The organism is Arthrobacter sp. B1I2 (assembly GCF_030816485.1).
GTDB lineage: Bacteria > Actinomycetota > Actinomycetes > Actinomycetales > Micrococcaceae > Arthrobacter.
In genome coordinates this window covers 1,927,629-1,951,646 of sequence record NZ_JAUSYC010000001.1, presented here as the reverse complement: position 1 = coordinate 1,951,646, position 24,018 = coordinate 1,927,629, and the positions used below count along the sequence as shown (strand labels likewise).

Sequence of the window (24,018 nt, the reverse complement as noted above, 5' to 3'; positions counted from 1 at the left end):
GGCGTTCACGGCTTGTCCTCCCGGGCGGCCACGGCCACTGCCGGCGCGTCGGACGGGCGCTGCCAGACGCCGTCGACCCTTTGCGGAACCTGCCAGGGATTGCCGTCCTGCAGGGGTTCGGGCAGCCGAGCCGCGGGGAAAGACTGGTACGCCACCGGCCGCAGGAACCGGCGGATCGCCGCCGTCCCTACCGAGGTGGTGTTTGAGGTGGTGGCCGGGTATGGCCCGCCGTGGTGCTGGGCATAGCTGACGGTGACGCCGGTGGGCCAGCCGTTCCACAGGACCCGGCCGCTGATGTCCGCCAGCCGGGCAGCGAGCGCGGCGACGTCGTCGTCCGCTTCCGCCTGCAGGGTGGTGGTCAGCTGCCCTTCCAGGAGTCCTGCCAGGGCCGGCAACTCGGATTCGTCCCCGTACTCGACCAACAGGCTTGCCGGGCCGAACATCTCCTGGCGGAGCAGGTCCGGGTTCTTCCGGACCTCAGCTGCGGTGGTGAGCAGGACCGTCGGGGCCGGCGCCCCGGCAAAGTTGCCTTCCACCAGAACGTCGACGCCGTCGCTGTCGCGGAGCCGGGTGACGGCAGCGGCGTAACCGTCGTGCAGGCGGGGGCTCAGCAGCCGGGCCGGTGTGAAATCGGCCAGCGCCCGTTCCAGCTCGCGGCGGACGCCGCCGGCCTGTCCTGCGGGGACGAACAGCAGCCCGGGTTTGGTGCAGAACTGGCCCATTCCCAAGGTGAACGAGGAGGCGTAGCCGGCAAGGATTTCCGCCCGCCGGGATGCCCACGCCCTGCCCGTGACGAAGACGGCATTGATGCCACCCAGCTCGCCGAAGAACGGAATGGGTTCGGGGCGGGCGGCGATCCGGTTGAGCAGGGCGCGTCCGCCGGCGGTGGAGCCGGTGAAACCGATGGCCTTCACCTGGGGATGGTCCACCAGTGCCTCGCCGGCCTGCCGCCCGGTCACCATGGAGAACAGGCCCGACGGCGCTCCGGCACCATCCAGCGCTTCAATCACCGTTCGCGCGGTCCGGGCAGCGAGCCCTGCGTGCGCGTCGTGTGCCTTGTGGACCACGGCGCAGCCCGCCGCCAGGGCCGAGGCGCTGTCCCCGCCCATCACGCTGAAGGCAAAGGGGAAGTTGGAGGCGCCGAAAACGCCAACGACGCCGAGCGGAACGTTGTAGCGCCGAAGGTCCGGGCGCGCGCCCATGGGCCAGTCCGGGTCGGCATTGTCGATGGTGGCGTCAAAGTGCTCACCGAGGCGGATTTCTGCTGCGAAGAGCCGCAACTGGAACACCGTGCGCTTCAGTTCCCCTTCCAGCCGGGGAGCCCCAAGGTGTGTTTCCGCGACGGCGGTGGCCACCAGTCCCGCAGCGTCCTGCTCCAGGCCGGCGGCAATGGCTTCAAGCCAGCCCGCGCGCCGGTGCGGGTCCGCCAACCGGGCCTGCTCAAAGGCATGGTGTGCCGCCCCCACTGCGGCATCGAGCTGCGCCACGGTGCTGGGGGCGGCGAGGACGGCCGTTACTTCCGCCGTGGTCATCGGCGGGCTCCCGCTGCCGCGGCCAGTGAGCCGCCGGTGACGGCGGCGCGGTCGCCCACTTCCTGCCAACCTGCGCCGGTGGGGAATTCCCAGCGGGCACGGGAGGCGGTGAGCATCTCGGCTCCCGTACCGGGCAATTCCGGGGCCGCATAGCGGCCCTCGATGATCCGGACGGGTTCCGCGAAGTGCTCATGCAGGTGGTCCACGAATTCGATCATGCGGTTTTCCTGGCTGCGGGCCACCACGGCGTAATCGAAGAAGGAGAAGTGCTGGACCAGCTCACACAAGCCCACTCCCCCGGCGTGCGGGCAGACGGGAACCCCGAATTTCGCTGCCAGCAGCAGGATGGCGATGTTCTCGTTGACCCCGGCCACGCGGGTGGAGTCGAGCTGCAGGACGTCGATGGCGCCGGCCTGGAGCAGCTGCTTGAAGACGATCCGGCTCGCCACGGCCTCTCCGGTGGCAACCCGCACCGGGGTGACGCCCTTGCGGATCTCGGCATGGCCCAGGATGTCGTCCGTGCTGGTGGGCTCTTCGATCCAGTAGGGGTTGAACTCGGCCAGCTGGTTGACCCACTCAATGGCTTCGGACACTTCCCAGCGCTGGTTGGCGTCAATCGCGATGGGCAGCGCCCCTACCGCTTCACGGGCCAGGGCCATGCGCCTGCGGTCGTCGGTGATGTCGCCGCCCACTTTGAGTTTGATCATGGAGAAGCCCTCCGCCGCCGCCTCCTTGCTCAGCCGGACCAGTTTCTCGTCGCTGTAGCCGAGCCAGCCCGGGGAGGTTGTGTAGGCGGGGAAGCCGTTGTTTCTGAGCGACTCGATGCGCTGGGCCTTGCCTTCCTGGCCGGCGCGGAGGATCTCAAGGGCTTCCTCGGGGCTGAGGGCATCGCGGATGTGGGTAAAGTCCACAACGCTCACCAGTTCCTCGGGCGTCATCTCGGCAAGGAGGAGCCAGAGCGGCTTGTTTTCGCGGCGGGCACGGATGTCCCACAGGGCACTGACCAGGGCGCCGCAGGCCATCTGGGTCACGCCCTTTTCAGGTCCCAGCCAGCGGAGCTGGGAGTCGTGGACCAGGAGCCTGGACGCGCCGCCCAGGTCGTAGATCAGTTCGTCGATGTCGCGGCCCACCAGCAGCCGTGCGTAGGCGTCAATCGCGGATGTCAGGATGTCGTTGCCGCGGCCGCAGCTGAAGACGAAGCCGTGCCCCTCATCGCCCGCATCGGTGCGGATGACCACATAGGCGGCGGAGTAATCAGGGTCGACGTTGACCGCATCTGAACCGTCAAGTTCGAGGGACGTGGGGAAACGTACGTCCTGGGTGTTGATGGACGTGATGGAAGGCATGGATCTCAACTTTCGGTATCAACTGCGGGAAGGGAAAGATTCGATTCCTATACGAATTTCTAAAATCATATAGGACTTGTGATCCAGGTCAAGCCCTGCACGTCACTTACCGGTATCGCAAGACGCAAAAAGCCCCGGCCCTGGAGGGCCGGGGCTGCGCCGTCTTTGGCTAGCCGGTGACAATCCGCCTTCGGGGCGGACCGCCGTCCTCCAGCGGAGCAAGTTCACCCTCGAAGGCCTGGGCAAACCTGTCGAAGGAGTTGCGGATGTGGGTGGTCATGGCTGCCTCGGCCCGCTCAGGATCGCAGGCCTCGATTGCCTCACGTACGGCAGTATGCTCAGCCACCGTGATGGCGCCGTCCACATCCGCAGGGTAGAGCCTGAAGGTGTGCAGGTGGCAGTGCGTCTGGGCAAAGGCATGGCGGACCACCGGGTTTCCGGAGGCGGCCAGGATGGCGTCGTGAAAGCGGGTGTCGTGGGCCACCAGATCCTGCCGCAGGTCCTCGCTGCGCTTCATGGCGTCCCGGAAGCCCGCCAGCTCCCTTTCCAGCGCCGCGGCTGGATTTGCAAGGCGGTCCACCGCCGCCGCCCGCGCCGCCCAAGGTTCCACAAGGAGCCTGAACTCGAACAGCGAGCGCAGTTCCGGCAGGTCCAGGAGCGGAGTGGTGCTGTAGCCGCGTCCGGGGTTGTACACCACCAGGTTGTCGCCCTCGAGCCGCTGGAGCACCTCGCGGACCGGCGTCTGCGAGACCCCCAGACTGCGGGCCACCGCATCAATGTTGATGCGCGTGCCGGGAGCAATCGCACCGTCCAGGATGGAGGCGCGCATGGCGGTATAGACGTCGGGAACGGCCGCCTTGCCGCGCGGAACTTCGGATGGTTGACGTGGGGGCACGCGGTTACCTCTTGCACTGGGTTGGACTGGCACTGATTGGTCTGGAGCTGCTGGGGGAATCATAAGCCACGCACCGCCAGCGGCTTCTTCGGGAGCTTTTTCAGGGCAGCACTTGATCTGGATCACAATATCTATATGATTGACCAGATTCCTATATGATTTCGGCGCCGAACTCTTCTGCGCCTTCCCCTCCCGCCCGTGCGCACCGCACCGAAGCCATGTATATGTCGAAGGAGACCGCATGCCTACGCTCGGAAGTAAGACATCCATTGCCAACCCCGCCCGGCAGCCCCGCGTGATGACCCGCAAACGCTGGGTGATCATCTGGCTTGCCTTCATCGGCCTCAGCATCAACTACCTGGACCGTTCCAGCCTCAGCGTCGCCCTGCCGTTCATGGGCAAGGACTTTGAACTCAGCGCCACCCAGCAGGGGCTGATCTTCGCGGCCTTCTTCTGGGCCTACGACTTCTTCCAGCTCGCAGCCGGCTGGTACGTGGACAAGGTAGGCCCCCGCCGCTCGTTCTCGCTGGCCGCCGTCTGGTGGTCCGTTTTCACCATGGTCACCGCCGCAGCGTCCAGTTTCTGGTCCCTTTTCGCGGCCCGCTTCCTCCTGGGCGTGGGTGAGAGCCCGGCGCCCAGTACGGCAGCCAAGGTGGTGGCCACCTGGTTCCCGGTCAGGGAACGCGCCTTTGCCACCAGCATCTGGGACTCCGGCTCGCGCGTCGGGGCGGTCATCGCGCTGCCGATCGTCACCCTGGTTGTCGCCTTCACCTCCTGGCACGCAGTGTTCATCATCATCGGCGTCCTTGGCATCATCTGGGCTGCCGTCTGGTGGAAGTATTACCGCAGCCCCGAGGAGCACACCGGCGCCAACGCCGCCGAAGTCAGCTACATCCAGGAGGGCGGCGCCCGCGGCGCGGCAAGCGACGACGAAGGCGCAGCCAAACTCCCCTGGCGTTCGCTCTTCAAGTACCGCACCATCCTCAGCATGATGTTCGGCTTCTTCTGCTTGAACAGCGCCATTTACTTCTTCATCACGTTCTTCCCCAGCTACCTGGTCAAGGAACGCGGCTTCGACCTGCTCAAGCTGGGCTTCTTCGGCGCCATCCCCGGCATCTGCGCCGTGCTCTTCGGCTGGCTGGGCGGATACCTTGCCGACCGCGCCGTCCGCGCCGGCTCCCCGGTCAGCAAGGTCCGCAAGACCGCCATCGCGGGCGGCCTGGCGGGCGGCTCGGTCATCATGTTTGCCGCGCTGGTTCCGGAAGCCTGGATGGCACTGGCACTGCTGTCCGTCGCCTACTCCAGCCTCACCGTGGCAGCAACGGGCATCTGGTCGCTGCCAGCCGATGTGGCCCCCAGTTCACGCCACGTCGGCTCCATCGGCGGACTGCAGAACTTCGCCTCCAACCTGGCCGGCATCTTCACGCCCATCCTGATCGGTGTGCTGGTGGACCAGACCGGATCCTTCGTGGCGCCGCTGGCCGTCATCGGCGCAATCTCCCTGATTGGCGCAGCCAACTACCTGTTCGTCATTGGCAAAATCGAACCACTGAAGGTCGAGGCAGCCGCCTAGGCTTTCCCAACCCCAGGCAAAAGTACGACGCCGGCACTTACCAAAGTGCCGGCGTCGTATTTTGTGCATGGTGTCCTAAGCGGCTGGGCTCCCGGCCTGCACTGCACTCCCGGCCTCCGCCGGGCTTTGCACTTGGGCTGGATCCGGGGCCTGGGCCTGGATGGCGGTGATGGCCACCGTGTTCACGATGTCCTCCACCGTGCAGCCGCGGGAGAGGTCGTTGACCGGCTTGCGCAGCCCCTGCAGGACGGGTCCCACCGCCACCGCGCCGGAGCTCTGCTGCACCGCCTTGTACGTGTTGTTGCCGGTGTTCAGGTCCGGGAAGACGAACACCGTGGCCTGCCCCGCCACGGAGGAGCCCGGCATCTTGGACGCGGCGATGGAGGCGTCCACGGCGGCGTCGTACTGGATGGGCCCTTCGACGGCGAGGTCCGGCCGGCGCCGGCGCACCAGCTCGGTGGCCTGCCGCACCTCGTCCACGGCCTCGCCCGCACCGGATCCGCCGGTGGAGTAGGACAGCATGGCCACCCTGGGCTCCACCCCGAACTGGGCGGCGGTTTCGGCCGATGCCAGGGCAATGTCCGCCAGCTGCTCCACGTTCGGATCCGGGTTCACGGCGCAGTCCCCATAGACCAGCACCCGGTCCGGCATCAGCATCAGGAACACCGAGGACACGATCTTCACGCCGGGGCGGGTCTTCACGAACTCCAGTGCCGGCCGGATGGTGTGGGCGGTGGTGTGGGCCGCGCCGGACACCATCCCGTCCACCACGCCCAGCTGGACCATCATGGTGCCGAAGTAGCTCACGTCCTGCATGATCTCCAGGGCCTTGGGCAGGTCAACGCCCTTGTGCGCCCGCAGTTCGGCGTACTTCTCTGCGAACTGCAGCCGGAGATCGGAGGTGGCGGGGTCGATGACACTGATGCCGGACATGTCGATGCCGTTTGCGGCCGCGAGTTCCCGGACGTCGGACTCCGGGCCCAGGACAGTCAGGTCGCAGACGTCGCGGCGGTGCAGGATTTCGGCCGCGCGCAGGATCCTGACGTCGGTCCCCTCCGGCAGGACCACATGGCGGCGCTGCGTCCGGGCCCGCTCAATGAGGTCGTGCAGGAACCGCAGCGGCGTCATCCGTTCAGCACGCGGCAGGTGCAGCCGCTCCACCAGTTCGGCCTCATCAACGCGGCGTGACCAGAGGCCCAGCGCGGAAGCCACCTTGCGCCGGTGCCCCGACCAGATCTCGCTGCGCACCTCGGAAACCCGGCGCGCCGTCTGGTAGGTGTCCTCGTCTGCGGCAAAGACCGGGAACGGCGCCTGGGGCCAGGAGCGGATAGATGTTGGCGTCCGGGGCCAGGCCGCCGGTAAGGATCAGAGCGGAGGCCACCGGAAACTCGGGCGAGAAGGACGCCGCCAGGCAGGCCACCATCACGTCTGCCCGGTCCCCCGGCACAATCACCAGGGCGCCCTCGTCCAGCACATTCAGGAAGTTGCCCACATTCATGGCAGCCACCTTGATGTCCTTGACGTCGCGTTCCATGTCCGGCGTTCCCGCGATCTGCCGCACGCGCAGGGCCGTGGCCACCTCGCCGGTGGTGGGCCGGGCGATTTCCTCCAGCTCGGGCAGGATGTACACCGGGCGGCCGGAGGCTCCGGGCTTGAGCGCGGCCGCGATGGCGTCCAGGTCCTCAGCGTTTGCCCGGTTGACCATGATGGCCAGCAGCGCGCACCTTTCGGCGGCCAGCTCCTTGCGGGCAACTTCGACGGCGGCAGCAGTCTCGGGAACCGTCCGTCCCTTCGCTCCCACCACGGCAACCACGGGCGTGGCGAGGTTGTTGGCCAGCCGGGCATTGAGGTCGAATTCGACGGCGGAGTCCTGGCCCACCAGGTCCGTTCCCTCCACGATCACCACGTCGCAGTGGCGGGCGATGTCCGCGAAGATCTCCACGCAGCGGGCGTCGATCTCCGCCCGGTTTCCTTCTGCGAGCAGCGTGCGGACCTCTTCGTAGGTCAGGCCGCCGCGGCAGCGCTCGTCCTCCAGTGCAAACCGGGCCTTCATCAAGGCCACCATCGGATCGTTGCCGGCCGAGGGCCCGTGGACCACCGGTTTGAAAAAGCCGATCCTGTCCGCGTGCCGGTGCAGGGTGTCCGCCAGGCCCAGCGCCACGAGGGACTTGCCCGATCCGGGGGTGGTTGCGCTGACGTAAATGCCTTTGGCCATGGTCCGCCCTTTGCTGTTCTTGCTGGTGCCGGTCCTCCCATCCTTGCACTTCCTCCCCGGCGGTGCGCGCCGCCGTCGTGCGTTCCTGCCCAGTTGCTTTTCCGGCACCGTGGCGGCGCGCCGCGGACGACGGCGTGTCCCGGCTTCCGGGCGCGGGGCCGCCCCAGCAACCGGGCAGGAACGCGCCCATCCCCTTGACACCGGACCCCCTCATGGGATTACCTAATGAACATTCGGTAAATAAAGCTGGAGGCAATGACGCATGGCTGAAGCAACACTTTCGGGGGCCACCCACCCCATCCTGGAAAACGACTATGCCTCCGAATGGATGGGAATCAAGGTCCTCGCCATCAGCGACGGCCACGCCACCATCCGGATGACACTCCGGCAGGAAATGCTCAACGGCTTCGGCATGGCCCACGGCGGAATGATCTTCGCGTTCGGGGACACCGCCTTCGCCCTCGCGTGCAACCCCATCCACCCCGCACCCGGCGAGGAAACCGCCATCACCGTTGCCTCCGGCGTCGACATCAACTTCCTCAAGCCCGCCTTCCGGGGCCAGGTGTTGACCGCCGTCGCCGACCGCCGCTCCAGTGCCGGGCGCAGCGGCCTGTACGACATCCAGATCTTTGCCGCCGACGCCGGTACGCCGGACTCCGGAACCCAGCCCGGTTCCCCGGGCGAGCTCATCGCCGAGTTCCGCGGACGCAGCCGCACCATTCCCAAGAAGTAGGAAAACCATGACCCTGCATGCCCCCGAGACCCCCGCCGCTGCCGTTTCCCCGGCGGATCCGCAAGCCACCGCCGCCGGCACCGATGCCGCCCTGGACCGCGAGGAAACCATTTCCCGCGATGAGCTTGAAGCCCTCCAGCTGAAGCGCCTGCAGCACACCCTGGCGTACGCGTACGAGCGCGTGCCGCTCTACAAGCGCAAGTTCGACGACGCCGGGATCCACCCCGCCGACCTGCGCGGGCTTGATGACCTGGGCAACTTCCCCTTCACCACCAAGGACGACCTGCGCGCCGAATACCCCTTCGGCATGTTCGCGGTCCCCCAGGCTGAAGTAGCCCGCATCCACGCCAGCTCGGGCACCACGGGCCGGCCCACCGTCGTCGGCTACACCAAGCAGGACCTGGCGGACTGGGCCAAGCTGGTGGCCCGCAGCTTCCGGGCCGCAGGCATCCGCCCGGGCATGAAGGTCCACAACGCCTACGGCTACGGCCTGTTCACCGGCGGCCTGGGCGCGCACGCCGGCGCCGAGGCCCTGGGCTGCACGGTCATCCCCATGTCCGGCGGCCAGACCGAACGCCAGATCCAGCTGATCCAGGACTTCAAGCCGGACGCCATCCTGGCCACTCCGACGTACCTGCTCACCATCGCCGACGCCATGGCGCACATGGGCATTGATCCTGCCTCCACCTCACTGAAGTTCGCCGTCCTGGGGGCGGAGCCGTGGACCGAGGAGATGCGCCACGAGCTTGAGGTCATGATGAACATCAAGGCCTGCGACATCTACGGCCTCTCCGAGGTGATGGGTCCGGGCGTTGCCGGCGAGTCGGTGGAGACCCAGGACGGCAGCCACATCTGGGAGGACCACTTTCCGCCCCGAAATCATCGATCCCTTCAACCCGGTGGCGGGCAAGGAGAACGTGCTGCGAGACGGCGAACACGGTGAACTCGTCTTCACCTCTCTAACCAAGGAAGCGCTGCCGATCATCCGGTACCGCACCAAGGACCTCACCCGCCTGCTGCCCGGCACCGCCCGGCCCGCGCACCGCCGGATGGGCCGCATCACCGGCCGCAGCGATGACATGATCATCCTGCGCGGCGTGAACCTGTTCCCGTCCCAGATCGAGGAAATCGCCCTGCGGATCCCCGAGCTGAGCCCGCACTTCCAGCTCGAACTCACGCGCCCCGAGGGCCAGCGGATGGACCAGCTGACCGTGCGCATCGAGCGGCGTGACGCCGTCACCACCGACCAGGGCACGACGGCGGCACGCACCTTGAAGGAGCAGATCAAGATCCACGTTGGTTCTTCGTGCACCGTGGACGTGGTGGAGCCCGGCTCACTGGAGCGGTCCAACGGCAAGCTGCGCCGGATTTACGACCTGCGCCCGAAGGCTTAAGGGTTTCGGTGGTGCTGCGCCGTCCCCGGACCTACCGACCGTTCGTGAGAAACTAGCGATTATGCCCAGCGCCAGCAAAACTGCCAGCACCACCGAAACCCCCAGCACCGCCGGTAATGGCACCGCCAAGCGGGGCCGCCCCGGCTACGACCAGCAGTCGGTGCTCCGCATCGCCGTGGACGTCTTCAACCGGCACGGCTATGACGCCACCTCCATGGGCATCCTGGCCGAGAACCTGGGCATCTCCAAGTCCGCGATCTACCACCACGTGCCGTCCAAGGGCGACCTCCTCAAGCTCGCCCTGGACCACGCGCTCGGCGGCCTTGAAGCCATCCTGGAGCAGCCCGAGGCAACCTCGGGAGCCGCTGATGCCCGGCTCGAGTTCGTGCTGCGGCAAACGGTGGCCGTGCTGGTGGACCGCCTCCCCTTTGTCACCCTGCTGCTGCGCCTGCGCGGCAATACCGAGATCGAACGGGACGCCCTGGAACGGCGCCGTGCGTTCGACCACAAGGTGGCAGGCCTTATTTCCGCGGCCCGGGACGAGGGCTCGCTCCGGGCGGACATTGACCCCCGCACCGTGTCGCGGTTGCTATTCGGCATGATCAACTCCATCGTGGAGTGGTACAAACCGGGCGGCCCCCTCTCCCCGCAGCGGCTGGCCGACGACGTCATCAGCATGGCATTCGAAGGGCTGCACGCAAACACGTAGGCAGCGCCCGGGCCAGCCAGACCACCAATAATAAGTGTGCTTGGTATTTTTCCCGCTCCCCCGCTACGGTGGTAGAAAGCGAGCATCCGCGGGGAGGTACCGATGAGCCAGGCCGGCATTCCGCAGCGTTCACGTTGCCTCCGGACGGCGGTGGGGGGCGGCGCCCTGGCGGCCGCGCTGGCACTCAGCGGCTGCACCGGCACGCCAAGCCCCCCGGCCCCCAGCGGTACCTCCTCAAGCCAGGCGCCGTCGTCGGCCGCCACCTCCACGCCGGGGCCGGCCGCATCCGGTTCCTCCGCGCCCGCAGCAGGCTCCGACTCCGGGAATGCCGGCGGGAACCTGCCGCAGCTCGTGGAGAACCTGTCGCCGTCGGTCGTCACCATTTTCACCGAGGGCGGCCTGGGCAGCGGTGTGGTGTACTCGGCGGACGGGCTGATCCTGACCAACGAGCACGTAATCCGCGGCGCCACCACCGTTGAGGTGGGGTTCGCCGACGGGCAGCGCGTGGAAGGGACGGTGAAGGCCAGTGACGCGGTGACGGACCTCGCGCTGGTGCAGGCCAAGCGCACCGGCCTGCCGAAGCCCACCTACCAGAGCAACCTGCCCAAGGTTGGCGAAGGCGCCCTGGTCCTGGGCTCCCCCCTTGGCTTTGAAAACACCGCCACAGCCGGCATCATCTCCGGGCTCCACCGCTCCATCCCCGGCTCCGCGTCCAACAGCCTTTCCCTGGTGGACCTCATCCAGACGGACGCGCCCATCAGCCCCGGCAACTCCGGCGGTGCCGTGATCAATATGCGCGGCGAGGTCATCGGCATCAGCGAGGCCTACATCCCGCCGTCGTCCGGGGCAGTGTCCCTGGGCTTCGCCATTCCCGCCGCCACCGCCGTCGACGTCGCCGAAGAGCTGCTGGCCAACGGAACGGCCAAACACGCGTACCTGGGCCTGACACCGGGCGAGCTGACGGCGCAGATCGCCGACCAGCTGGGCATCCGGGAAGGGGCCGGAGTGGTGGTGCTCGCCGCGGACAGGGACGGCCCGGCCGGGCGCGCGGGGATCCGTCCCGGCGACGTCCTGGAGTCCATGGAGGGTGTGCAGCTCACCACCCCAGAGAAGCTCCTGGCGGAACTGCGCCAGCGAAACCCCGGCGACACCGTAGGCTTCAAGGTCACGCGCGGCGATCAAAGTTTGGATATCAAGGTGGACCTCACCGACCGGCCCGCCAACACAACCACCCGATAGGAAGGAAAGAACATGAGCCACCCCAAGGAAGAGCCCGACGCAGGATTCATCATCCCGGACCCCTCAAAGATCCGCGAGGACGTTCCCGGCGACGCCGGCGACGAGGCCAACGTGATCCGCTTCAGCGAGGAGCAGGCCCTGATCGAGGAACAGTCGCACGGCATCCGCCCGGACACCTACAGCGTCCCGCGCGGCGGGCCGACCATGGACGAGGCCCGCGGCAACATGGACCTCTCCGACCGCAGCGAGGGCGGCCGCGGCCCGGGACCCGAGGATGACAGCAGCGACGACGGCCTGCACGGCGGCGCCGAAAGCTGACGCCTTACCAATACAAGCAGCAGGGGCGCCCCGGTCCGGCCGGGGCGCCCCTGCTGCTTGTATTCAGTCGCATCACCCCCACCCGGTTGCGCCATCACTTTTGGTTGTTAAAACCCCCTCTTAGGGACCAAAAGTGATGGCGCATCGGGAGGGGACTACTTTTCGACGAGGGTGAGGACGTCGTAGGTGGCAACGATCTCGTCGTCCTGGTTGGTGAGCACGGCGTCCCAGGCCACTTCACCGTATTCGTCGGTTTCGCGCGGGGTGATCTTCTTGGCGGTGAGGGTCACCCGGATCGAATCGCCAGCGGCCACCGGCTTGGTGAAACGGCAGTTTTCCAGCCCGTAGTTGGCCAGGACGGGGCCCGGGGCGGGCTCCACGAACAGCCCCGCTCCCCAGGCCAGCAACAGGTAGCCGTGCGCCACGATGCCCGGGAAAATCGGGTTGGCCGCCGCCGCTTCCTGGTTGGTGTGGGCATAGAACGTGTCCCCGGTGGAGTTGGCGAACGCGGTGATGTCCTCGAGCGTGACCTGCCGCAGGTCGGACCGGACGGCGTCGCCGATCCGGAGGGCGGACAGGTGCTTCCGGAACGGATGCGTCCCCTCGGTCTCCAGGGTGAAGTTACGGTCAGCACCGGCATGCCAGACGCCGGTGACGGCGGTGAGCATGTTCGGTGAGCCCTGGATGGCGGTTCGCTGCATGTGGTGCAGCACGGACCGGATGCCGCCCAGTTCCTCGCCGCCGCCGGCCCGGCCGGGTCCGCCGTGGACCAGGTGGGGAACCGGTGAACCATGGCCGGTGGAGCTGCGGGCGTCCTCGCGGTTGAGCATCAGGACGCGGCCGTGGTGCGCGGCGATCCCGGTGACCAGCTCGCGGGCCACCTCGGGATCGTTGGTGCACACCGATGCCACCAGGGAGCCGCCGCCCCGGGCGGCGAGCCGGACGGCGTCGGCCAGGTCCTTGTAGCCGATCACGGACGATACCGGCCCGAACGCCTCCAGTGAGTGGATGGCCTCCGCCTCCGGGTTGTTCCAGTTAAGGACGACGGGAGCCATGAAGGCGCCGCCATCCACTACCCCGGTGGTTCCGTCGGCGGAGGTGACCGACGGCGAATCAAGCGTTCCGTACGCAAGCTCACCGCCGGCGTCGAGCATGGACTGCACGGCGGCGCGGACGTCCTCGAGCTGTTCCACGGAGGCCAGCGCACCCATGGTGACGCCCTCACCGCGGGGGTCGCCCAGGACCACCCGCCCGGAAATGCGCTTGCCGACTGCGGCGGACACGGCGGGCACCAGTTCCTGCGGCACGATTGCGCGGCGGATGGCGGTGCACTTCTGGCCGGCCTTGACGGTCATTTCGGTGACCACGGATTTGACGAAGGCGTCGAATTCAGGGGTGCCTTCCACCGCGTCGGGGCCGAGGATGGCGGCGTTCAGGGAGTCGGTTTCGGACGTGAACCGGACTCCGCCCTCCAGCACGTTCGGGTGCGCCTTCAGGGATTTGGCGGTGGAGGCGGAGCCGGTGAAAGCCACCAGGTCCCGGTAGTCCAAAACATCCAGCAGGCCGCGGACCGAGCCGGAGATGAGCTGCAGTGAACCCTTGGGCAGGATGTTGGATTCGACGATGGCTTTGACGACGGCCGCCGCGACGTAGCCGGTGGGAGTAGCGGGTTTGACGATGGTGGGCACGCCGGCGATGAAGGCGGGCGCGAACTTCTCAAGCATGCCCCAGACCGGGAAGTTGAAGGCGTTGATCTGCACGGCCACGCCCGGGATGCGGGTGTAGATGTGCTCGCCCGCGAAGGAAGCGTCCTTGGACAGCACCTCCATGGGCCCGTCCACCACCACCTGGGAATTGGGCAGTTCGCGCCGGCCCTTGGAGCCGAACGTGAAGAGGACGCCGATGCCGCCGTCGATGTCCACCATGGAGTCAATCCTGGTGGCGCCGGTCTGTGCGGAGAAGGCGTAGAAGTGGTCGCGGCGGGCGTTCAGGTACTGCGCCAGTTCCTTGAGCTTGAGGGCCCGCTGGTGGAAGGTCAGCTTGCCCAGTTCAGCCTGGCCGGTGCTGCGTCCGTACTCCACGACGGCGGCGAGGTCCAGTCCCTCCGTGCTCACCTTGGCCAGGAGCTCCCCCGTGCTGGCGTCCCGGACGGGAACGGCGGAAGCCGACGCGCCGGCGTCGGGCGTCCACCAGGCGTCCCTGACGAAGCTGGGCACTGTCTCCACGGTGTCGACCGTGGCCTGGGGAGCTGTGGCTGTGGTGGTCATCGTTGACGGTCCTTCCAACAAGGGGGCAGGCAAACAGGACAAGTCATTACTGACCGTCCGTTCGGTAATATATTCACCATACATGAAGTGCCGTGCTGCAGACTAGAAGGCCAGGACCCAATTGGCCACTAAGGAGAATCAATGAGCGCCCCATCACCCCAGGATGCTGCCGATACCCAGCCTTCCGCGCACGAACTGTGGAAGATCACCCTCGGCGAGCTGGACGAGAAGATGGGCGTGAAAATCGTGGAGGAGTCCGTGGAGCGTGTGGTGGCCACCATGCCGGTGGAGGGAAACAGGCAATCGTTCGGGCTGCTGCACGGCGGCGCCTCCCTTGCCGTGGGCGAGGCCGTAGGCTCCTGGGCCGCCGTCATCCACGCCAGCACCATGGGCAAGACGGCCGTGGGGGTGGACGTTTCCGCCACCCACCACCGCTCCGCGCGGGAAGGCCAGATCACCATCACGGCCACACCCATCCACCTGGGCGGAACCCTCACCACGCACGAGGTGCTGATCACCAACGCGGCAGGGCAGCGGCTGTGCACGCTCCGGATCACCAACCTGCTGATGAAACGAAAAAACTGACACCAAAGATCCTGGCGGTGCATCCAAACGCGGGGTCGCAGCGGTAGTAAGCGCGTAAGCATAAACAGCCCGGTTCCCGGGCATCCTCCAAGGAGTATGAAATGCGCAAAATGACCTTCGCCGCCGGAGCACTTTCACTCGCCGCGTCACTGGCGTTCGCCGCCCCCGCCCAAGCGGACGGCCGGCATCATGACGACGACCCGGCACTGCTGTCCGTCCTGCATGGCGTGCCCGGCCTCACCGTGGATGTATGGGTGAACGGCGACCTTACGCTGGACGACTTCAAACCGGGTACTCTGGCCGGGCCGCTGGAACTGGCCGCCGGCGACTACCAGATCGCCGTCACGGCCGCGGACGCCACCAGCGCCAAGAACCCGGTGATCGGGCCGGTGCACGTTGAACTCGACGAAGGCGGCAACTACACCGCCGTGGCGCATCTTGACGCCGACGGCGCCCCCACCGCATCGCTCTTCACCAACGACACCAAGGCGCCCCGCAACGACAAGAAGGGCAAGCTGACAGTCCGGCACATTGCCGCAGCCCCCGCCGTCGACGTCCTGGCCGGCGGATCGGCAGTGATTGAGGACCTCAGCAACCCGGACGAGGCCACCCTGAAGCTGAAGGCCGGAACCATTTCAGCGTCCGTAGCCGCTGCAGGGACCACCGACCCCGTGATCGGACCCGCGGACATCACCGTGGAAGCCGGCAAGAACACCATCGTTTATGCCTGGGGAAGCCTGGCCGACGGCACCCTGGACGTGGCCGTCCAGGTGGTTGACGGCAAGGACAGGTGCGACGACTCCCACTGACGGGCACCGCGCACGGACCACGAATAGCGCCGCGAGGGGCGGGGCTTGCCTGACGGCGTCCCCGCCCTCCGCAGTTACCTGACAGACCGCCGGTTCCGGCGGCGGACCAGCACCATCAGGAGGACCCCGACGGCGAGCGCTGCAGCCGCGCCGATCGCTGCGGAAACCAGTCCCCCGGCCCCCGTGGCTGCAAGGGTGCCGTCCGTAATGTTCCCGGCGGGAAGCACGGGCGGGGCGTCGATGGTGACCGTGAGCTGGGCCGGGGTGGAAGCCACGCCGTCCACCGCCTGCGTCACCGACAGGACGTGGGTGCCCGTTGCCAGCCCGGCGGGAAACGGAACCTGCCAGGTTCCACCGTCCACCAGGACCAAGGGCGCCAGGACGACGCCAACGGAACGGGATCCCTGTGTGGTGCCAACCGACGCGGCGGAGAGCGGTTTTCCGTCGAGGGACACCGTCACATCAGCGCCGTTCAGCCCGGTTCCCGCTATCGCTGCCGGCAGGGCGTCCTGCTTAAGATGCTGCCCTTCGGAAAGGCTGGTCACGGCCGGTGGCGGCGGCATGACTGCGAAGGTCGCCGTGGTGGCCGGACTGTCCGGAAGGCCGGGATAGGACTGCACTGCCGTGACGTTCACCTTGCCGTACTGGACCGGGTCCGGCAGTGAAACCGCCCAACGCCCGTCATCCCCCACCAGGGCCGGGCCTGCGACGTCACCGGAGAGCGTAACGGTGGCACGGGGCGTTCCCGTGCCTTCGACGGTATCCAGGTCCGGCAGCGGCTGGTTTGCCGGCGTGGTGATGACCGGCGCCGGAAGGAACGACGGCGCAATGACCACGCCCAGTGTGACCGGACCGGATCGGCTGAATCCGTTCACGGTTTCGGCCGTGAAGGTGAACGGGCCGGGCGCTTCCGGCGCAGTGAACGACCAGTTGCCCGCGGCGTCCAGGGGAACATCGAACGGCGTCTGGCCTGCAAAGGCGATGCGGACCTGCGATCCCGCTGCTACGGCGGAGGCGGGGGCAGCCAGGACCTGGCCCGTGATGCTGGTACCGGCCTTGACCGTGGTGTCCGCAGTGGCCATGAGCCCGGGCTTGTTGAGGAAGAGTTCCAGCTGGTAGCCCGGCAGCACCTGGAGGGAGTCTTCCAGGGTGGCTGCGACCGCGAAGTTGGGCGGCGGTGGCAGGTCGGGCTGTGGATCATCACCGGCACTGTGCGTGCCAACGGCGTAGTTTCCGCTGATCCAGGGCCCGCCGGAGTCACCACCGCTGGACTGCACGTCGTAGGACAGGAAGCCATTGAATGCGCGGATGTCGTTAAGGTCGGTCGGGTACGTGGGACCGCCCACCAGGAAGATTCCCACCGCTGCGATATGTCCGCATGACCAGTTGGTCCTCCAGCCCGAACGGCAGACCGGCATGCCGATTACCGGGGCGGCCGTGCCGATGATCTTGACGTCGGGCCCGGGCTGGGAGCGGTCCCCGTAAGTGCTTGCGGCGGGGAGTGGGTCCAGGTCCTGCCGGAGGTCGCCAATGACGGAAATGTCGGTTCCGACGTTGCCCGGATTTGGACTGTTGGGATCCAGGACCCTTGAATTACCTGGCCCGCCGTACTGGCTGAACTTGAAGGCACCGAGCCGCCCGTTGGGCACGCCCTGGAACAACAGATCGGCACTCTTTGCTGCACCGTCGTCGGCACAGTGACCCGCTGTGAGGACCGTGGGCAAGCCTGCGGGATCGAATGCCGAGAATCCCGTGGAGCAGATGGCCTGCTGGTCCGTTTGGTACCCGACACCGCCCGGAACGTCCGCCTCCGGCTTGAGGGGAGCGCCGCCGTCGAGCACCACGTTGGCATACCGTGAGACGAATTCCGACGGCGAGATCTTACCGGGCGCCGCGGTTTCCGCCGTGCCGTCCGGACTGGAGACCATCCCCGCAGCGCCGCCCTGCGTTGACTGTGCCGATGCGATGCCGCCTGTCCGGATCACGAACTTGCCGCCGGAGGTGACCACCGCCTGCAGCCCGGCCGTACCCACCTCACGCACGTAGGCCTGGAAGAGCTGCTCCGTGCTGGCCGCCACCTGCGAACCGGGCGCCGGAGCGGCAGGCTCTGCGGAGGGTCTCTGTTCGGGAGCGGACGGCGGCGGCGGGCTGGCTGGCGTCCCTGCAGGTTCCGTTGCCCCCGACGTGGGATTCGGAGTGGGAACGGCCGGCTCTTCAAGCGAGATACCAGGGACGGTTGCGGCCAAGTTCCCAACGGCTGACTCCAGTTCGGGTCCACTGCCGGTCACCACGATCTTGTTGTCCTGGAGCCTGATCCCGCCATAGCCCGGGATGTCGCGCAGCTGTTCCGCCGCAGCCGCTGCCCGGGTGCCCAGCTCCCCCGCCGCGGCGAACTGTTCCGGGGTGAGCCCCAGATCCCGCAGCACGGCTTTGTCGAGGTCGGCCTGCGCAAGACTGGCGTTCCCGGACGGGCCTGCGGCACTGTCCGCAGTGGCGGTGCCGGTGGTACTTGGAGAAGCAGTGGCGGGAGGCTGGGTTGGGGAGCCGCTACCGGGTTCGGTGAAGGCCCAGCCGGGAGCGGCGCCGAAGGCCGAGGCAGCCAATATTCCTCCGGCCACCCCCAAAGCGAGGCTGCGCTTTCCTCGCCGGACTTCTGTGGCTGTTCTCATCGTGATTCCTTTGCGTAGGCAGCTCCGGACAGCACCATGACAGCGTCAAGTTCCGAAGGACTGAGTCCATTCGCCAGCAGGTAATTCTGGGTGTCCAGTTCCCGGACAAACTCCACCACAGCGAGCCCGCGCTGTTCCAACAGGGGCGCGAGTTCCGCTTCGTCGAGGTACTGTTCCCGGCTGTGCGGCGGCCCGTGCGTGCGGTAGCGCTCGTTGATGCCGCGGGCTGCCCGCCGGTACCCCTCCGCGATGGCCTGGTCGGAGTCGCCCGCCAGGTCCTGCACCATGGCGGCCACCAGTCCGCTGCGGTCGCGGCCGGCGGCACAGTGCAGCAGGACGCCTCCCCGCGGAGCGGCCACGGCGATGCTCCGGAAGACGCCCACCAGCTTTTCGGGGAAGAGCCGGGCGTTCTCGCCGTAGTGGGCAGGATCGTTCAGGTAGGGGCCTGTAACTTCAGTGAAGCGTGGATCATCCGGCTCCTCTGTGGGTGCCTGCACCACGTCGATGCCGGCCCGGGCCGCGGCCGGCACTACGGGGTCGGTGTCCCGGCGCTGGCCCTCCGCAGCGTTACGGAGATCAATGACGGTGCGGACGCCGTCGTCGAACGCCTGCTTCCACCCTGCCTCGGTCAGCCACTCACGACGTCCCATCCGGTAGATGCCGCCGGAAACGTGCCACGCGTTGACAGCGCCATCCCAGTCCATGGATCTGCCCCGATTGTTCATCCGCACAGCTAACCACACGCTCCTGAATGCTGCACGTCACAAAAGCATACGGCCGGGAAGGGTACAAAGGCCTCATAGCCTCAACCTGCTGGGCAATACTCTTGCGACACTAGCTACTTCGTGTGACTGATGTTCAAAGGGGACACCAATGGGAATTGCTGCATTACGACGCCGAATCCCGGCTTTCGCGGCCGGCCTCGCCAGCCTGGCAATAGCGCTGGGCGCGGCCGCGATACCAGCAGAAGCAGCACCGCAGGCGCGCGACGTTGACTACGTCGCCTTGGGCGACTCATATACGGCGGGCATTGGTGCCGGCCCCTATGACGCTACCGAGACTTGCATCCAGACTTCCGGCGGGTACGTGGACATGGTGGGAAAGACTGGTCGGGTGGACCTGCTCGTGAACGCGGCTTGTAGCGGTGCGGAGCTCGCAGGTGGGCCAACGAGTGTGGCCGCGCAACTCAGCGACCCTAAGACGCTGGCCGCGCTTTCGGATGCCGAGCTGGTGAGCATTACCGCAGGCGCAAACGATCTGGGGTTTGCACAAATAATCGGGATCTGCGCAACACTGAGCCCAACGGATTGTGAAAACGCCGTCCGCGCGGCGACCTCAGAGGCGAGCCTTCACGCGCTCACTTTGGCGCTAGCTGGAACATATAAGGCGATCCAAGCAGCCGCACCGGATGCGAAGATTGTCGTATTGGGTTACCCATTGCTCTTCGATACAACCGACCCGGCCGTTACCCTCCCCATCCCCCTGGCGAGTCAGAAGCTAATTAATTTCGGAACTATCGCCATCAACGGAGCGATTGAGGATGCCGTGAGCTTCGCAAATAACAAATATGGCACCAACGCCGTGTACGTCGACGTGACAAATAGGTTCGCCGGGCACGAGGTCAATTCTGGAGATCCTTGGATCTTCTTCGCCGCTTATGTCAATGCGACTGGCACGGTGCAGCTTGATCCTCGAAGCTTCCACCCCAACGAAGACGGGCACCGCGCATATGCCTCCGCCTTGCTCGCATCGGTGAAGCTCGGCCAACTCGTGCGGTCTTAGCCACTCTGCCCTATCCGCGCCGGTCCAGCCGGTATTCGAGCCCGGCGCGGACCGCGGGCCATTCGTGGTCCAGGATGGAGAACACCACGGTGTCCCGCAGGTTCCCGTCGCTGGTCCTTGAATGGCTGCGAAGCACGCCGTCCTGCTTGGCGCCGAGCCGTGCGATGGCCTCCCGCGACTGGTGGTTCAGCCAGTGGGTGCGGAACTCCACGGCCGGGCAGCCGATTACCTCGAAGGCGTGCCGGAGCAGCAGGAGCTTGGAGTCCGGATTGGTGCCGGTCCCCTGCACGGATGCCGCGTTCCAGGTGGAGCCGATCTCCACGCGCGGCGTGGCGGCATCGATGTTCATGTAGGTGGTCATGCCGATGATGCGCCCGGGCCCGCCGGTGGCGGCGTCGATCAGCCGGGTGGTGAACGGGAGCATGGATCCCTGCTCCTGCAGGGACAGCCGCCGCCGGATCTCCCCCGCCATGGCGTCCGGAGCCGGGACAGAGGTGTACCAAAGCTTCCAGAGCTCGCCGTCACTGGCCGCATCCACAAGGCCGTCATGGTGCTCCTCCGCGAGCGGTTCCAGGATTACGCAGCGGCCGGTCAGGGTAAGGGGTTCAAGGAAGGTCACTCCCCCAGCCTAGGCCGCGCACGTGCCGGGTTACGCTGGGGAAGCACCACGACGTCGAGCGAGGGAGTCAACATGTCAGGCCAGAATCCGGATCCGGAAGAGGACAAGCTCACTGGTTTGGAGCCAGGCGGCGGAGTGCCGCCCGGGGAAACTCCGCCGGGCGAAGCCTCCACCAGCACCACGCAGGGTCATGACGAGCATGGCACCAGGAAGGGCACACAGTTCCTGTGGATCGCCATCATCGGCGTCGTGGTCCTGCTGTGCCTCCTGTACTTCATCGGCTACATTGTGGGCTTTTTAGACTAAAACAGCTCCTAGCTGGGCCAGTCGAAAAAGCCCTTGCCCGTTTTGCGTCCCAGTTCCCCGCGGGCCACCTTGTCCCTGAGGATCTGCGGCGGCGCGAACCGCTCGCCAAGGGTGGAGTGCAGGTATTCGGCAATCCCCAGGCGGACGTCAAGGCCCACGATGTCCGTGGTTTTCAGCGGCCCGGTGGGGTGTTTGTAGCCCAGGACCATGGCGGCGTCGATATCCCCTGCCGAGGCCACGCCTTCCTCCACCATCCGCATGGCCTCAAGCGCGATGGCCACGCCAAGGCGTGAGGACGCGAACCCGGGGGCATCATTGACGACGACGGCGGTCTTCCCGAGTGCCTCCACCCAGGATTTTGCCGCGGCGGCAAGTTCGGGAGACGTGCGCTCCCCCAGCACCACTTCGATGAGGGTGGAGGCGGGCACTGGATTGAAAAAGTGCAGGCCCAGGAAGTTCTCCGGCCGCTTCAGCTCGCGGGCCAGGCCGTTGACGGACAGCGACGACGTGTTGGACGCGATGAAGGCATCCCCTGTCAGCCGTTCCTCGATCCCCCTCAGGGCGGTCACTTTGAGGTCCCAGTCTTCAGGGACCGCTTCCACCACCAATTGGCGGTCCTTGAAGTCGTCGTAGTCCACCGTCACGTCAAGGCGGGAAACCAGCTCATCCAGGTTGGCGTCCGTGGCGCCCCGTTCAATGCTCTTCGCGGCGGCAGATTCCACCCTTTCGCGCGCGGCTTCGGCGGAGACGTCGTCGCGCTCCACCACCAGCACGTTGGCACCCTTGATCAGGAAGGCGTGGGCGATGCCGGCACCCATGCGGCCGCCTCCCAGCACTCCGACATAAGGAGGAAGGCCGGCGGGAAGGCTGGCGGGAACTTCATGGTTGGTCATGGTCTACTTTCCGTCGGCTGGGTTGGCGGAGGCGGCTTGGGCCTTTTTAGCCGCGTTGCGGTCCAGGAAGGCCTGCATCCGGTCGAACTTGGCCTGGGATTCGAAGAGGATGCCCTGGGCCAGCTGGTCGATCAGCGGATGCGCTTCCGCAGGGGCGTGAAATACGGACTTGGTGATGCGGACGGCCAGCGGTTCCTGGCGTCCAATCCTGTCGGCCAGGCTGTGGGCTGCGTCCAGGAGGTCGGCCGGGTCGTGGATTTCCGTGATGAGGTTGGCAGCGCGGGCTTCCCCGGCTCCGAGGACCAGTCCGGCGAGGAGGATTTGTTTGGCCAGCGGTTCGCCCACCAGTTCCTTCAGCCGCCAGCTGGCACCGGCAGCGGCCAGGATTCCCAGTCCCGTTTCCGGGTTGCCGATGCGCACATTGGGTGTGCCGATCCGGAAGTCCGCGGCGTAGGCGAGTTCGGCGCCGCCGCCCAGGCAGTAACCGTCCAGTGCGGCGATGACGGGCATCGGCAGCCTGGCGATCCGGACGAAGATGGTGGAGTTGATTCCCTGCAGGGCGTTGTCCCGGCGCCGTTCACGCAGCTGGGCGATGTCGGCGCCGGAGGCGAAGACTCCATCCACGCCCGCGATGATCAGCACTCGGGGGTTCTGCTCCAGCGCAGCGCAAACGGTATGGAGTTCATCCACCATCTGCTGGTCAATCGCGTTCTTCACTTCGGGCCGGTTGAGCAGCACCACCACGCGGTCGTCCCGCTCTTCCACCAGCAGCGCGGTGAAGTCCTCTGACGCCAGGTCCACGGCAGCCCCCATCAGATCTTCTCCAGCAGCATGGCGGTGCCCTGGCCGACGCCCACGCACATGGTGGCGAGGCCGATCCTGGCGCCTTCGCGTTCCATCCGGCCCAGGAGGGTGATGGCAAGCCGTGAGCCGCTGGACCCGAGCGGATGTCCCAGGGCGATGGCACCGCCGTCGCGGTTCACGATCTCCGGTTCCAGTCCCAGGCGCCGGATGCAGGCCAGGGATTGCGTGGCAAAGGCTTCGTTAAGTTCGACGGCGGCAAGGTCACCGACACTGAGGCCGCTCCGCTTGAGTACCTTCTGGGTGGCCGGGACGGGTCCGATGCCCATGATCTCCGGTTCACAGCCGGCAGAGGCGCCGTCGATGATGCGGGCCCGGGGTGTCAGGCCCAGCCGCTCGAGGGCTGCTTCCGAGGCCACGATGATGGCCGATGCGCCATCGTTGAGGGACGAGGAGTTCCCGGCCGTGACCACCGATCCGCCGTGCGCCACTGGCTTCAAGCCGGCGAGGACGTCCAGGCTGGTACCGGGGCGGGGGCCTTCGTCGGTGTCCACCACGGTCTCGGACTTGCGGGACTTGACGGTCACCGGAACGATCTCATCCTTGAAGCGGCCGGCTTCGATGGCATCCAGGGCCAGCTGGTGGGAGCGGACGGCGAACGCATCAGCGTCCTCGCGGGAGATGCCGTCCACCCTGGCCACTTCCTCGGCCGTTTCCGGCATGGAGTAGGTCATTTTCCCGTCCCGTGACAGGCCGCCGTGCTGGAACTGCGGGTTAGTGAAGCGCCAGCCGATCGAGGTGTCGAAGATCTGGCCCGGCTTGGCGAATGCGGCGGTGGGCTTCTCCTGCACCCAGGGCGCGCGGCTCATCGATTCAACGCCGCCGGCGATAACAATGTCTGCGGCGCCGGCCTTGATCATGTGGCTGGCCTGGATGATGGCACTCAGGCCGGAGGCGCAGAGCCGGTTGACCGTGATCCCGGGAATGTGCAGCGGCAACCCCGCCAGCAGGGTGGCCATCCGGGCCACGTTCCGGTTCTCCTCCCCCGCGCCGTTCGCGTTGCCAAGGATTACTTCATCGATGCTCTCGGGATCCAGACCGGCGCGTTCCACGGCTTCGCGGACCACCAGGGCCGCAAGGTCGTCAGGCCGCACGGAGGACAACGCGCCTCCGTACCTGCCCACGGGCGTTCGGACCCCGCCAACAAGGAAAGCCTGCGGACCTGCGGTTGCAGCCATGGAAACACCCTTCACGCGATTAACAGCACTGTCATCGGCCGGCCGGCACAGCGGAATCCTCCACTTACCGACCGTTCGTTCTGTAAATGGTACAC

The 24,018-nt window shown here is 66.8% G+C and carries 19 protein-coding genes and 2 pseudogenes; 10 read left to right on the top strand and 11 right to left on the bottom strand.

What is annotated here, in order from left to right; all coding sequences use genetic code 11:
* Positions 1-5: 5 nt before the first annotated feature.
* The 3 genes from QFZ57_RS09040 to QFZ57_RS09030 all read right to left on the bottom strand — a co-directional run bounded on the left by QFZ57_RS09040 (position 6) and on the right by QFZ57_RS09030 (position 3,773).
* A complete protein-coding gene (locus tag QFZ57_RS09040; protein ID WP_306899628.1) occupies positions 6-1,532 on the bottom strand; it encodes an aldehyde dehydrogenase (NADP(+)) in 1,527 nt (508 codons plus the stop codon).
* Complete coding sequence (locus QFZ57_RS09035; RefSeq protein ID WP_306630096.1) at positions 1,529-2,878, bottom strand: L-fuconate dehydratase; 1,350 nt, start codon at positions 2,876-2,878, stop codon at positions 1,529-1,531. The genes QFZ57_RS09040 and QFZ57_RS09035 overlap by 4 nt, the downstream gene beginning before the upstream one ends.
* A gap of 169 nt (positions 2,879-3,047) precedes the next feature.
* Positions 3,048-3,773, bottom strand: coding sequence for a GntR family transcriptional regulator (locus QFZ57_RS09030; RefSeq protein WP_306899626.1), 726 nt, complete (start codon positions 3,771-3,773; stop codon positions 3,048-3,050).
* 241 nt (positions 3,774-4,014) lie between these two features.
* On the opposite strand from QFZ57_RS09030, the gene QFZ57_RS09025 reads away from it, so the two are divergent.
* On the top strand, positions 4,015-5,346 hold the full coding sequence (locus QFZ57_RS09025) for an MFS transporter (RefSeq protein WP_306899625.1): 1,332 nt from the start codon (positions 4,015-4,017) through the stop codon (positions 5,344-5,346).
* A 75-nt stretch (positions 5,347-5,421) separates the two neighbouring features.
* Here the strand turns inward: QFZ57_RS09025 and pta are convergent.
* Positions 5,422-7,561, bottom strand: a pseudogene (pta, locus tag QFZ57_RS09020) (phosphate acetyltransferase).
* A gap of 262 nt (positions 7,562-7,823) precedes the next feature.
* Between pta and QFZ57_RS09015 the strand changes: the two are divergent.
* The 5 genes and pseudogenes from QFZ57_RS09015 to QFZ57_RS08995 all read left to right on the top strand — a co-directional run bounded on the left by QFZ57_RS09015 (position 7,824) and on the right by QFZ57_RS08995 (position 11,954).
* Positions 7,824-8,294, top strand: coding sequence for a hotdog fold thioesterase (locus QFZ57_RS09015; RefSeq protein ID WP_306899624.1), 471 nt, complete (start codon positions 7,824-7,826; stop codon positions 8,292-8,294).
* Positions 8,295-8,301: 7 nt separating this feature from the next.
* A pseudogene (gene paaK / locus QFZ57_RS09010) lies at positions 8,302-9,688 on the top strand (phenylacetate--CoA ligase PaaK).
* A 61-nt stretch (positions 9,689-9,749) separates the two neighbouring features.
* The gene (locus tag QFZ57_RS09005; RefSeq protein ID WP_306899623.1) at positions 9,750-10,397 is read left to right on the top strand and encodes a TetR/AcrR family transcriptional regulator; all 648 of its coding nucleotides are present in this window, start codon (positions 9,750-9,752) and stop codon (positions 10,395-10,397) included.
* A 102-nt stretch (positions 10,398-10,499) separates the two neighbouring features.
* The gene (locus QFZ57_RS09000) at positions 10,500-11,636 is read left to right on the top strand and encodes a S1C family serine protease (RefSeq protein WP_306899621.1); all 1,137 of its coding nucleotides are present in this window, start codon (positions 10,500-10,502) and stop codon (positions 11,634-11,636) included.
* Positions 11,637-11,648: 12 nt separating this feature from the next.
* A complete protein-coding gene (locus QFZ57_RS08995; protein ID WP_306899619.1) occupies positions 11,649-11,954 on the top strand; it encodes a hypothetical protein in 306 nt (101 codons plus the stop codon).
* A gap of 155 nt (positions 11,955-12,109) precedes the next feature.
* On the opposite strand, the gene paaZ is transcribed toward QFZ57_RS08995, so the two are convergent.
* Positions 12,110-14,221: a phenylacetic acid degradation bifunctional protein PaaZ gene (paaZ, locus tag QFZ57_RS08990; RefSeq protein ID WP_306899617.1), complete on the bottom strand. Its 2,112-nt coding sequence runs from the start codon at positions 14,219-14,221 to the stop codon at positions 12,110-12,112.
* 141 nt (positions 14,222-14,362) lie between these two features.
* On the opposite strand from paaZ, the gene QFZ57_RS08985 reads away from it, so the two are divergent.
* Positions 14,363-14,806, top strand: a complete 444-nt coding sequence (locus QFZ57_RS08985; RefSeq protein WP_306899615.1) for a PaaI family thioesterase — start codon at positions 14,363-14,365, stop codon at positions 14,804-14,806.
* Between the two features lie 101 nt (positions 14,807-14,907).
* Positions 14,908-15,615 (top strand): DUF4397 domain-containing protein, encoded by a 708-nt coding sequence (locus QFZ57_RS08980; RefSeq protein ID WP_306899612.1) that lies wholly within the window; start codon positions 14,908-14,910, stop codon positions 15,613-15,615.
* A gap of 74 nt (positions 15,616-15,689) precedes the next feature.
* On the opposite strand, the gene QFZ57_RS08975 is transcribed toward QFZ57_RS08980, so the two are convergent.
* Positions 15,690-18,284: a S1 family peptidase gene (locus QFZ57_RS08975; protein ID WP_306899611.1), complete on the bottom strand. Its 2,595-nt coding sequence runs from the start codon at positions 18,282-18,284 to the stop codon at positions 15,690-15,692.
* Positions 18,281-18,988: a tyrosine-protein phosphatase gene (locus tag QFZ57_RS08970; RefSeq protein ID WP_306899609.1), complete on the bottom strand. Its 708-nt coding sequence runs from the start codon at positions 18,986-18,988 to the stop codon at positions 18,281-18,283. The genes QFZ57_RS08975 and QFZ57_RS08970 overlap by 4 nt, the downstream gene beginning before the upstream one ends.
* Before the next feature lie 169 nt (positions 18,989-19,157).
* Here QFZ57_RS08970 and QFZ57_RS08965 point away from each other — a divergent pair, with 169 nt between their 5' ends.
* A complete protein-coding gene (locus tag QFZ57_RS08965) occupies positions 19,158-20,066 on the top strand; it encodes an SGNH/GDSL hydrolase family protein (protein ID WP_306899608.1) in 909 nt (302 codons plus the stop codon).
* Positions 20,067-20,076: 10 nt separating this feature from the next.
* Here the strand turns inward: QFZ57_RS08965 and QFZ57_RS08960 are convergent, their stop codons facing one another.
* On the bottom strand, positions 20,077-20,685 hold the full coding sequence (locus tag QFZ57_RS08960; RefSeq protein WP_306899606.1) for a GNAT family N-acetyltransferase: 609 nt from the start codon (positions 20,683-20,685) through the stop codon (positions 20,077-20,079).
* A 72-nt stretch (positions 20,686-20,757) separates the two neighbouring features.
* Here QFZ57_RS08960 and QFZ57_RS08955 point away from each other — a divergent pair, with 72 nt between their 5' ends.
* Positions 20,758-20,991: a DUF6480 family protein gene (locus tag QFZ57_RS08955; protein ID WP_306630080.1), complete on the top strand. Its 234-nt coding sequence runs from the start codon at positions 20,758-20,760 to the stop codon at positions 20,989-20,991.
* 8 nt (positions 20,992-20,999) lie between these two features.
* Here QFZ57_RS08955 and QFZ57_RS08950 read toward each other — a convergent pair whose 3' ends face one another.
* The 3 genes from QFZ57_RS08950 to QFZ57_RS08940 are packed head-to-tail and all read right to left on the bottom strand — an operon-like array spanning position 21,000 to position 23,923.
* A complete protein-coding gene (locus QFZ57_RS08950; protein ID WP_306899603.1) occupies positions 21,000-21,884 on the bottom strand; it encodes a 3-hydroxyacyl-CoA dehydrogenase family protein in 885 nt (294 codons plus the stop codon).
* 3 nt (positions 21,885-21,887) lie between these two features.
* Positions 21,888-22,697, bottom strand: coding sequence for an enoyl-CoA hydratase/isomerase family protein (locus tag QFZ57_RS08945; protein ID WP_306899601.1), 810 nt, complete (start codon positions 22,695-22,697; stop codon positions 21,888-21,890).
* Positions 22,697-23,923, bottom strand: coding sequence for a thiolase family protein (locus QFZ57_RS08940; RefSeq protein WP_306899599.1), 1,227 nt, complete (start codon positions 23,921-23,923; stop codon positions 22,697-22,699). The genes QFZ57_RS08945 and QFZ57_RS08940 overlap by 1 nt, the downstream gene beginning before the upstream one ends.
* Positions 23,924-24,018 lie beyond the last annotated feature (95 nt).

Bases quoted from the DNA above. Each gene is read 5' to 3' on its own strand.
- QFZ57_RS08995 (WP_306899619.1), top strand. From the start codon at position 11,649: ATGAGCCACCCCAAGGAAGAGCCCGACGCAGGATTCATCATCCCGGAC.
- QFZ57_RS08940 (WP_306899599.1), bottom strand. From the start codon at position 23,923: ATGGCTGCAACCGCAGGTCCGCAGGCTTTCCTTGTTGGCGGGGTCCGA.
- QFZ57_RS08970 (WP_306899609.1), bottom strand. From the start codon at position 18,988: ATGGACTGGGATGGCGCTGTCAACGCGTGGCACGTTTCCGGCGGCATC.
- QFZ57_RS08980 (WP_306899612.1), top strand. From the start codon at position 14,908: ATGCGCAAAATGACCTTCGCCGCCGGAGCACTTTCACTCGCCGCGTCA.
- QFZ57_RS08955 (WP_306630080.1), top strand. From the start codon at position 20,758: ATGTCAGGCCAGAATCCGGATCCGGAAGAGGACAAGCTCACTGGTTTG.
- QFZ57_RS09000 (WP_306899621.1), top strand. From the start codon at position 10,500: ATGAGCCAGGCCGGCATTCCGCAGCGTTCACGTTGCCTCCGGACGGCG.
- paaZ (WP_306899617.1), bottom strand. From the start codon at position 14,221: ATGACCACCACAGCCACAGCTCCCCAGGCCACGGTCGACACCGTGGAG.
- QFZ57_RS08985 (WP_306899615.1), top strand. From the start codon at position 14,363: ATGAGCGCCCCATCACCCCAGGATGCTGCCGATACCCAGCCTTCCGCG.
- QFZ57_RS09040 (WP_306899628.1), bottom strand. From the start codon at position 1,532: ATGACCACGGCGGAAGTAACGGCCGTCCTCGCCGCCCCCAGCACCGTG.
- QFZ57_RS08965 (WP_306899608.1), top strand. From the start codon at position 19,158: ATGGGAATTGCTGCATTACGACGCCGAATCCCGGCTTTCGCGGCCGGC.
- QFZ57_RS09005 (WP_306899623.1), top strand. From the start codon at position 9,750: ATGCCCAGCGCCAGCAAAACTGCCAGCACCACCGAAACCCCCAGCACC.
- QFZ57_RS08945 (WP_306899601.1), bottom strand. From the start codon at position 22,697: ATGGGGGCTGCCGTGGACCTGGCGTCAGAGGACTTCACCGCGCTGCTG.
- QFZ57_RS09035 (WP_306630096.1), bottom strand. From the start codon at position 2,878: ATGCCTTCCATCACGTCCATCAACACCCAGGACGTACGTTTCCCCACG.
- QFZ57_RS09025 (WP_306899625.1), top strand. From the start codon at position 4,015: ATGCCTACGCTCGGAAGTAAGACATCCATTGCCAACCCCGCCCGGCAG.
- QFZ57_RS08975 (WP_306899611.1), bottom strand. From the start codon at position 18,284: ATGAGAACAGCCACAGAAGTCCGGCGAGGAAAGCGCAGCCTCGCTTTG.
- QFZ57_RS08950 (WP_306899603.1), bottom strand. From the start codon at position 21,884: ATGACCAACCATGAAGTTCCCGCCAGCCTTCCCGCCGGCCTTCCTCCT.
- QFZ57_RS09015 (WP_306899624.1), top strand. From the start codon at position 7,824: ATGGCTGAAGCAACACTTTCGGGGGCCACCCACCCCATCCTGGAAAAC.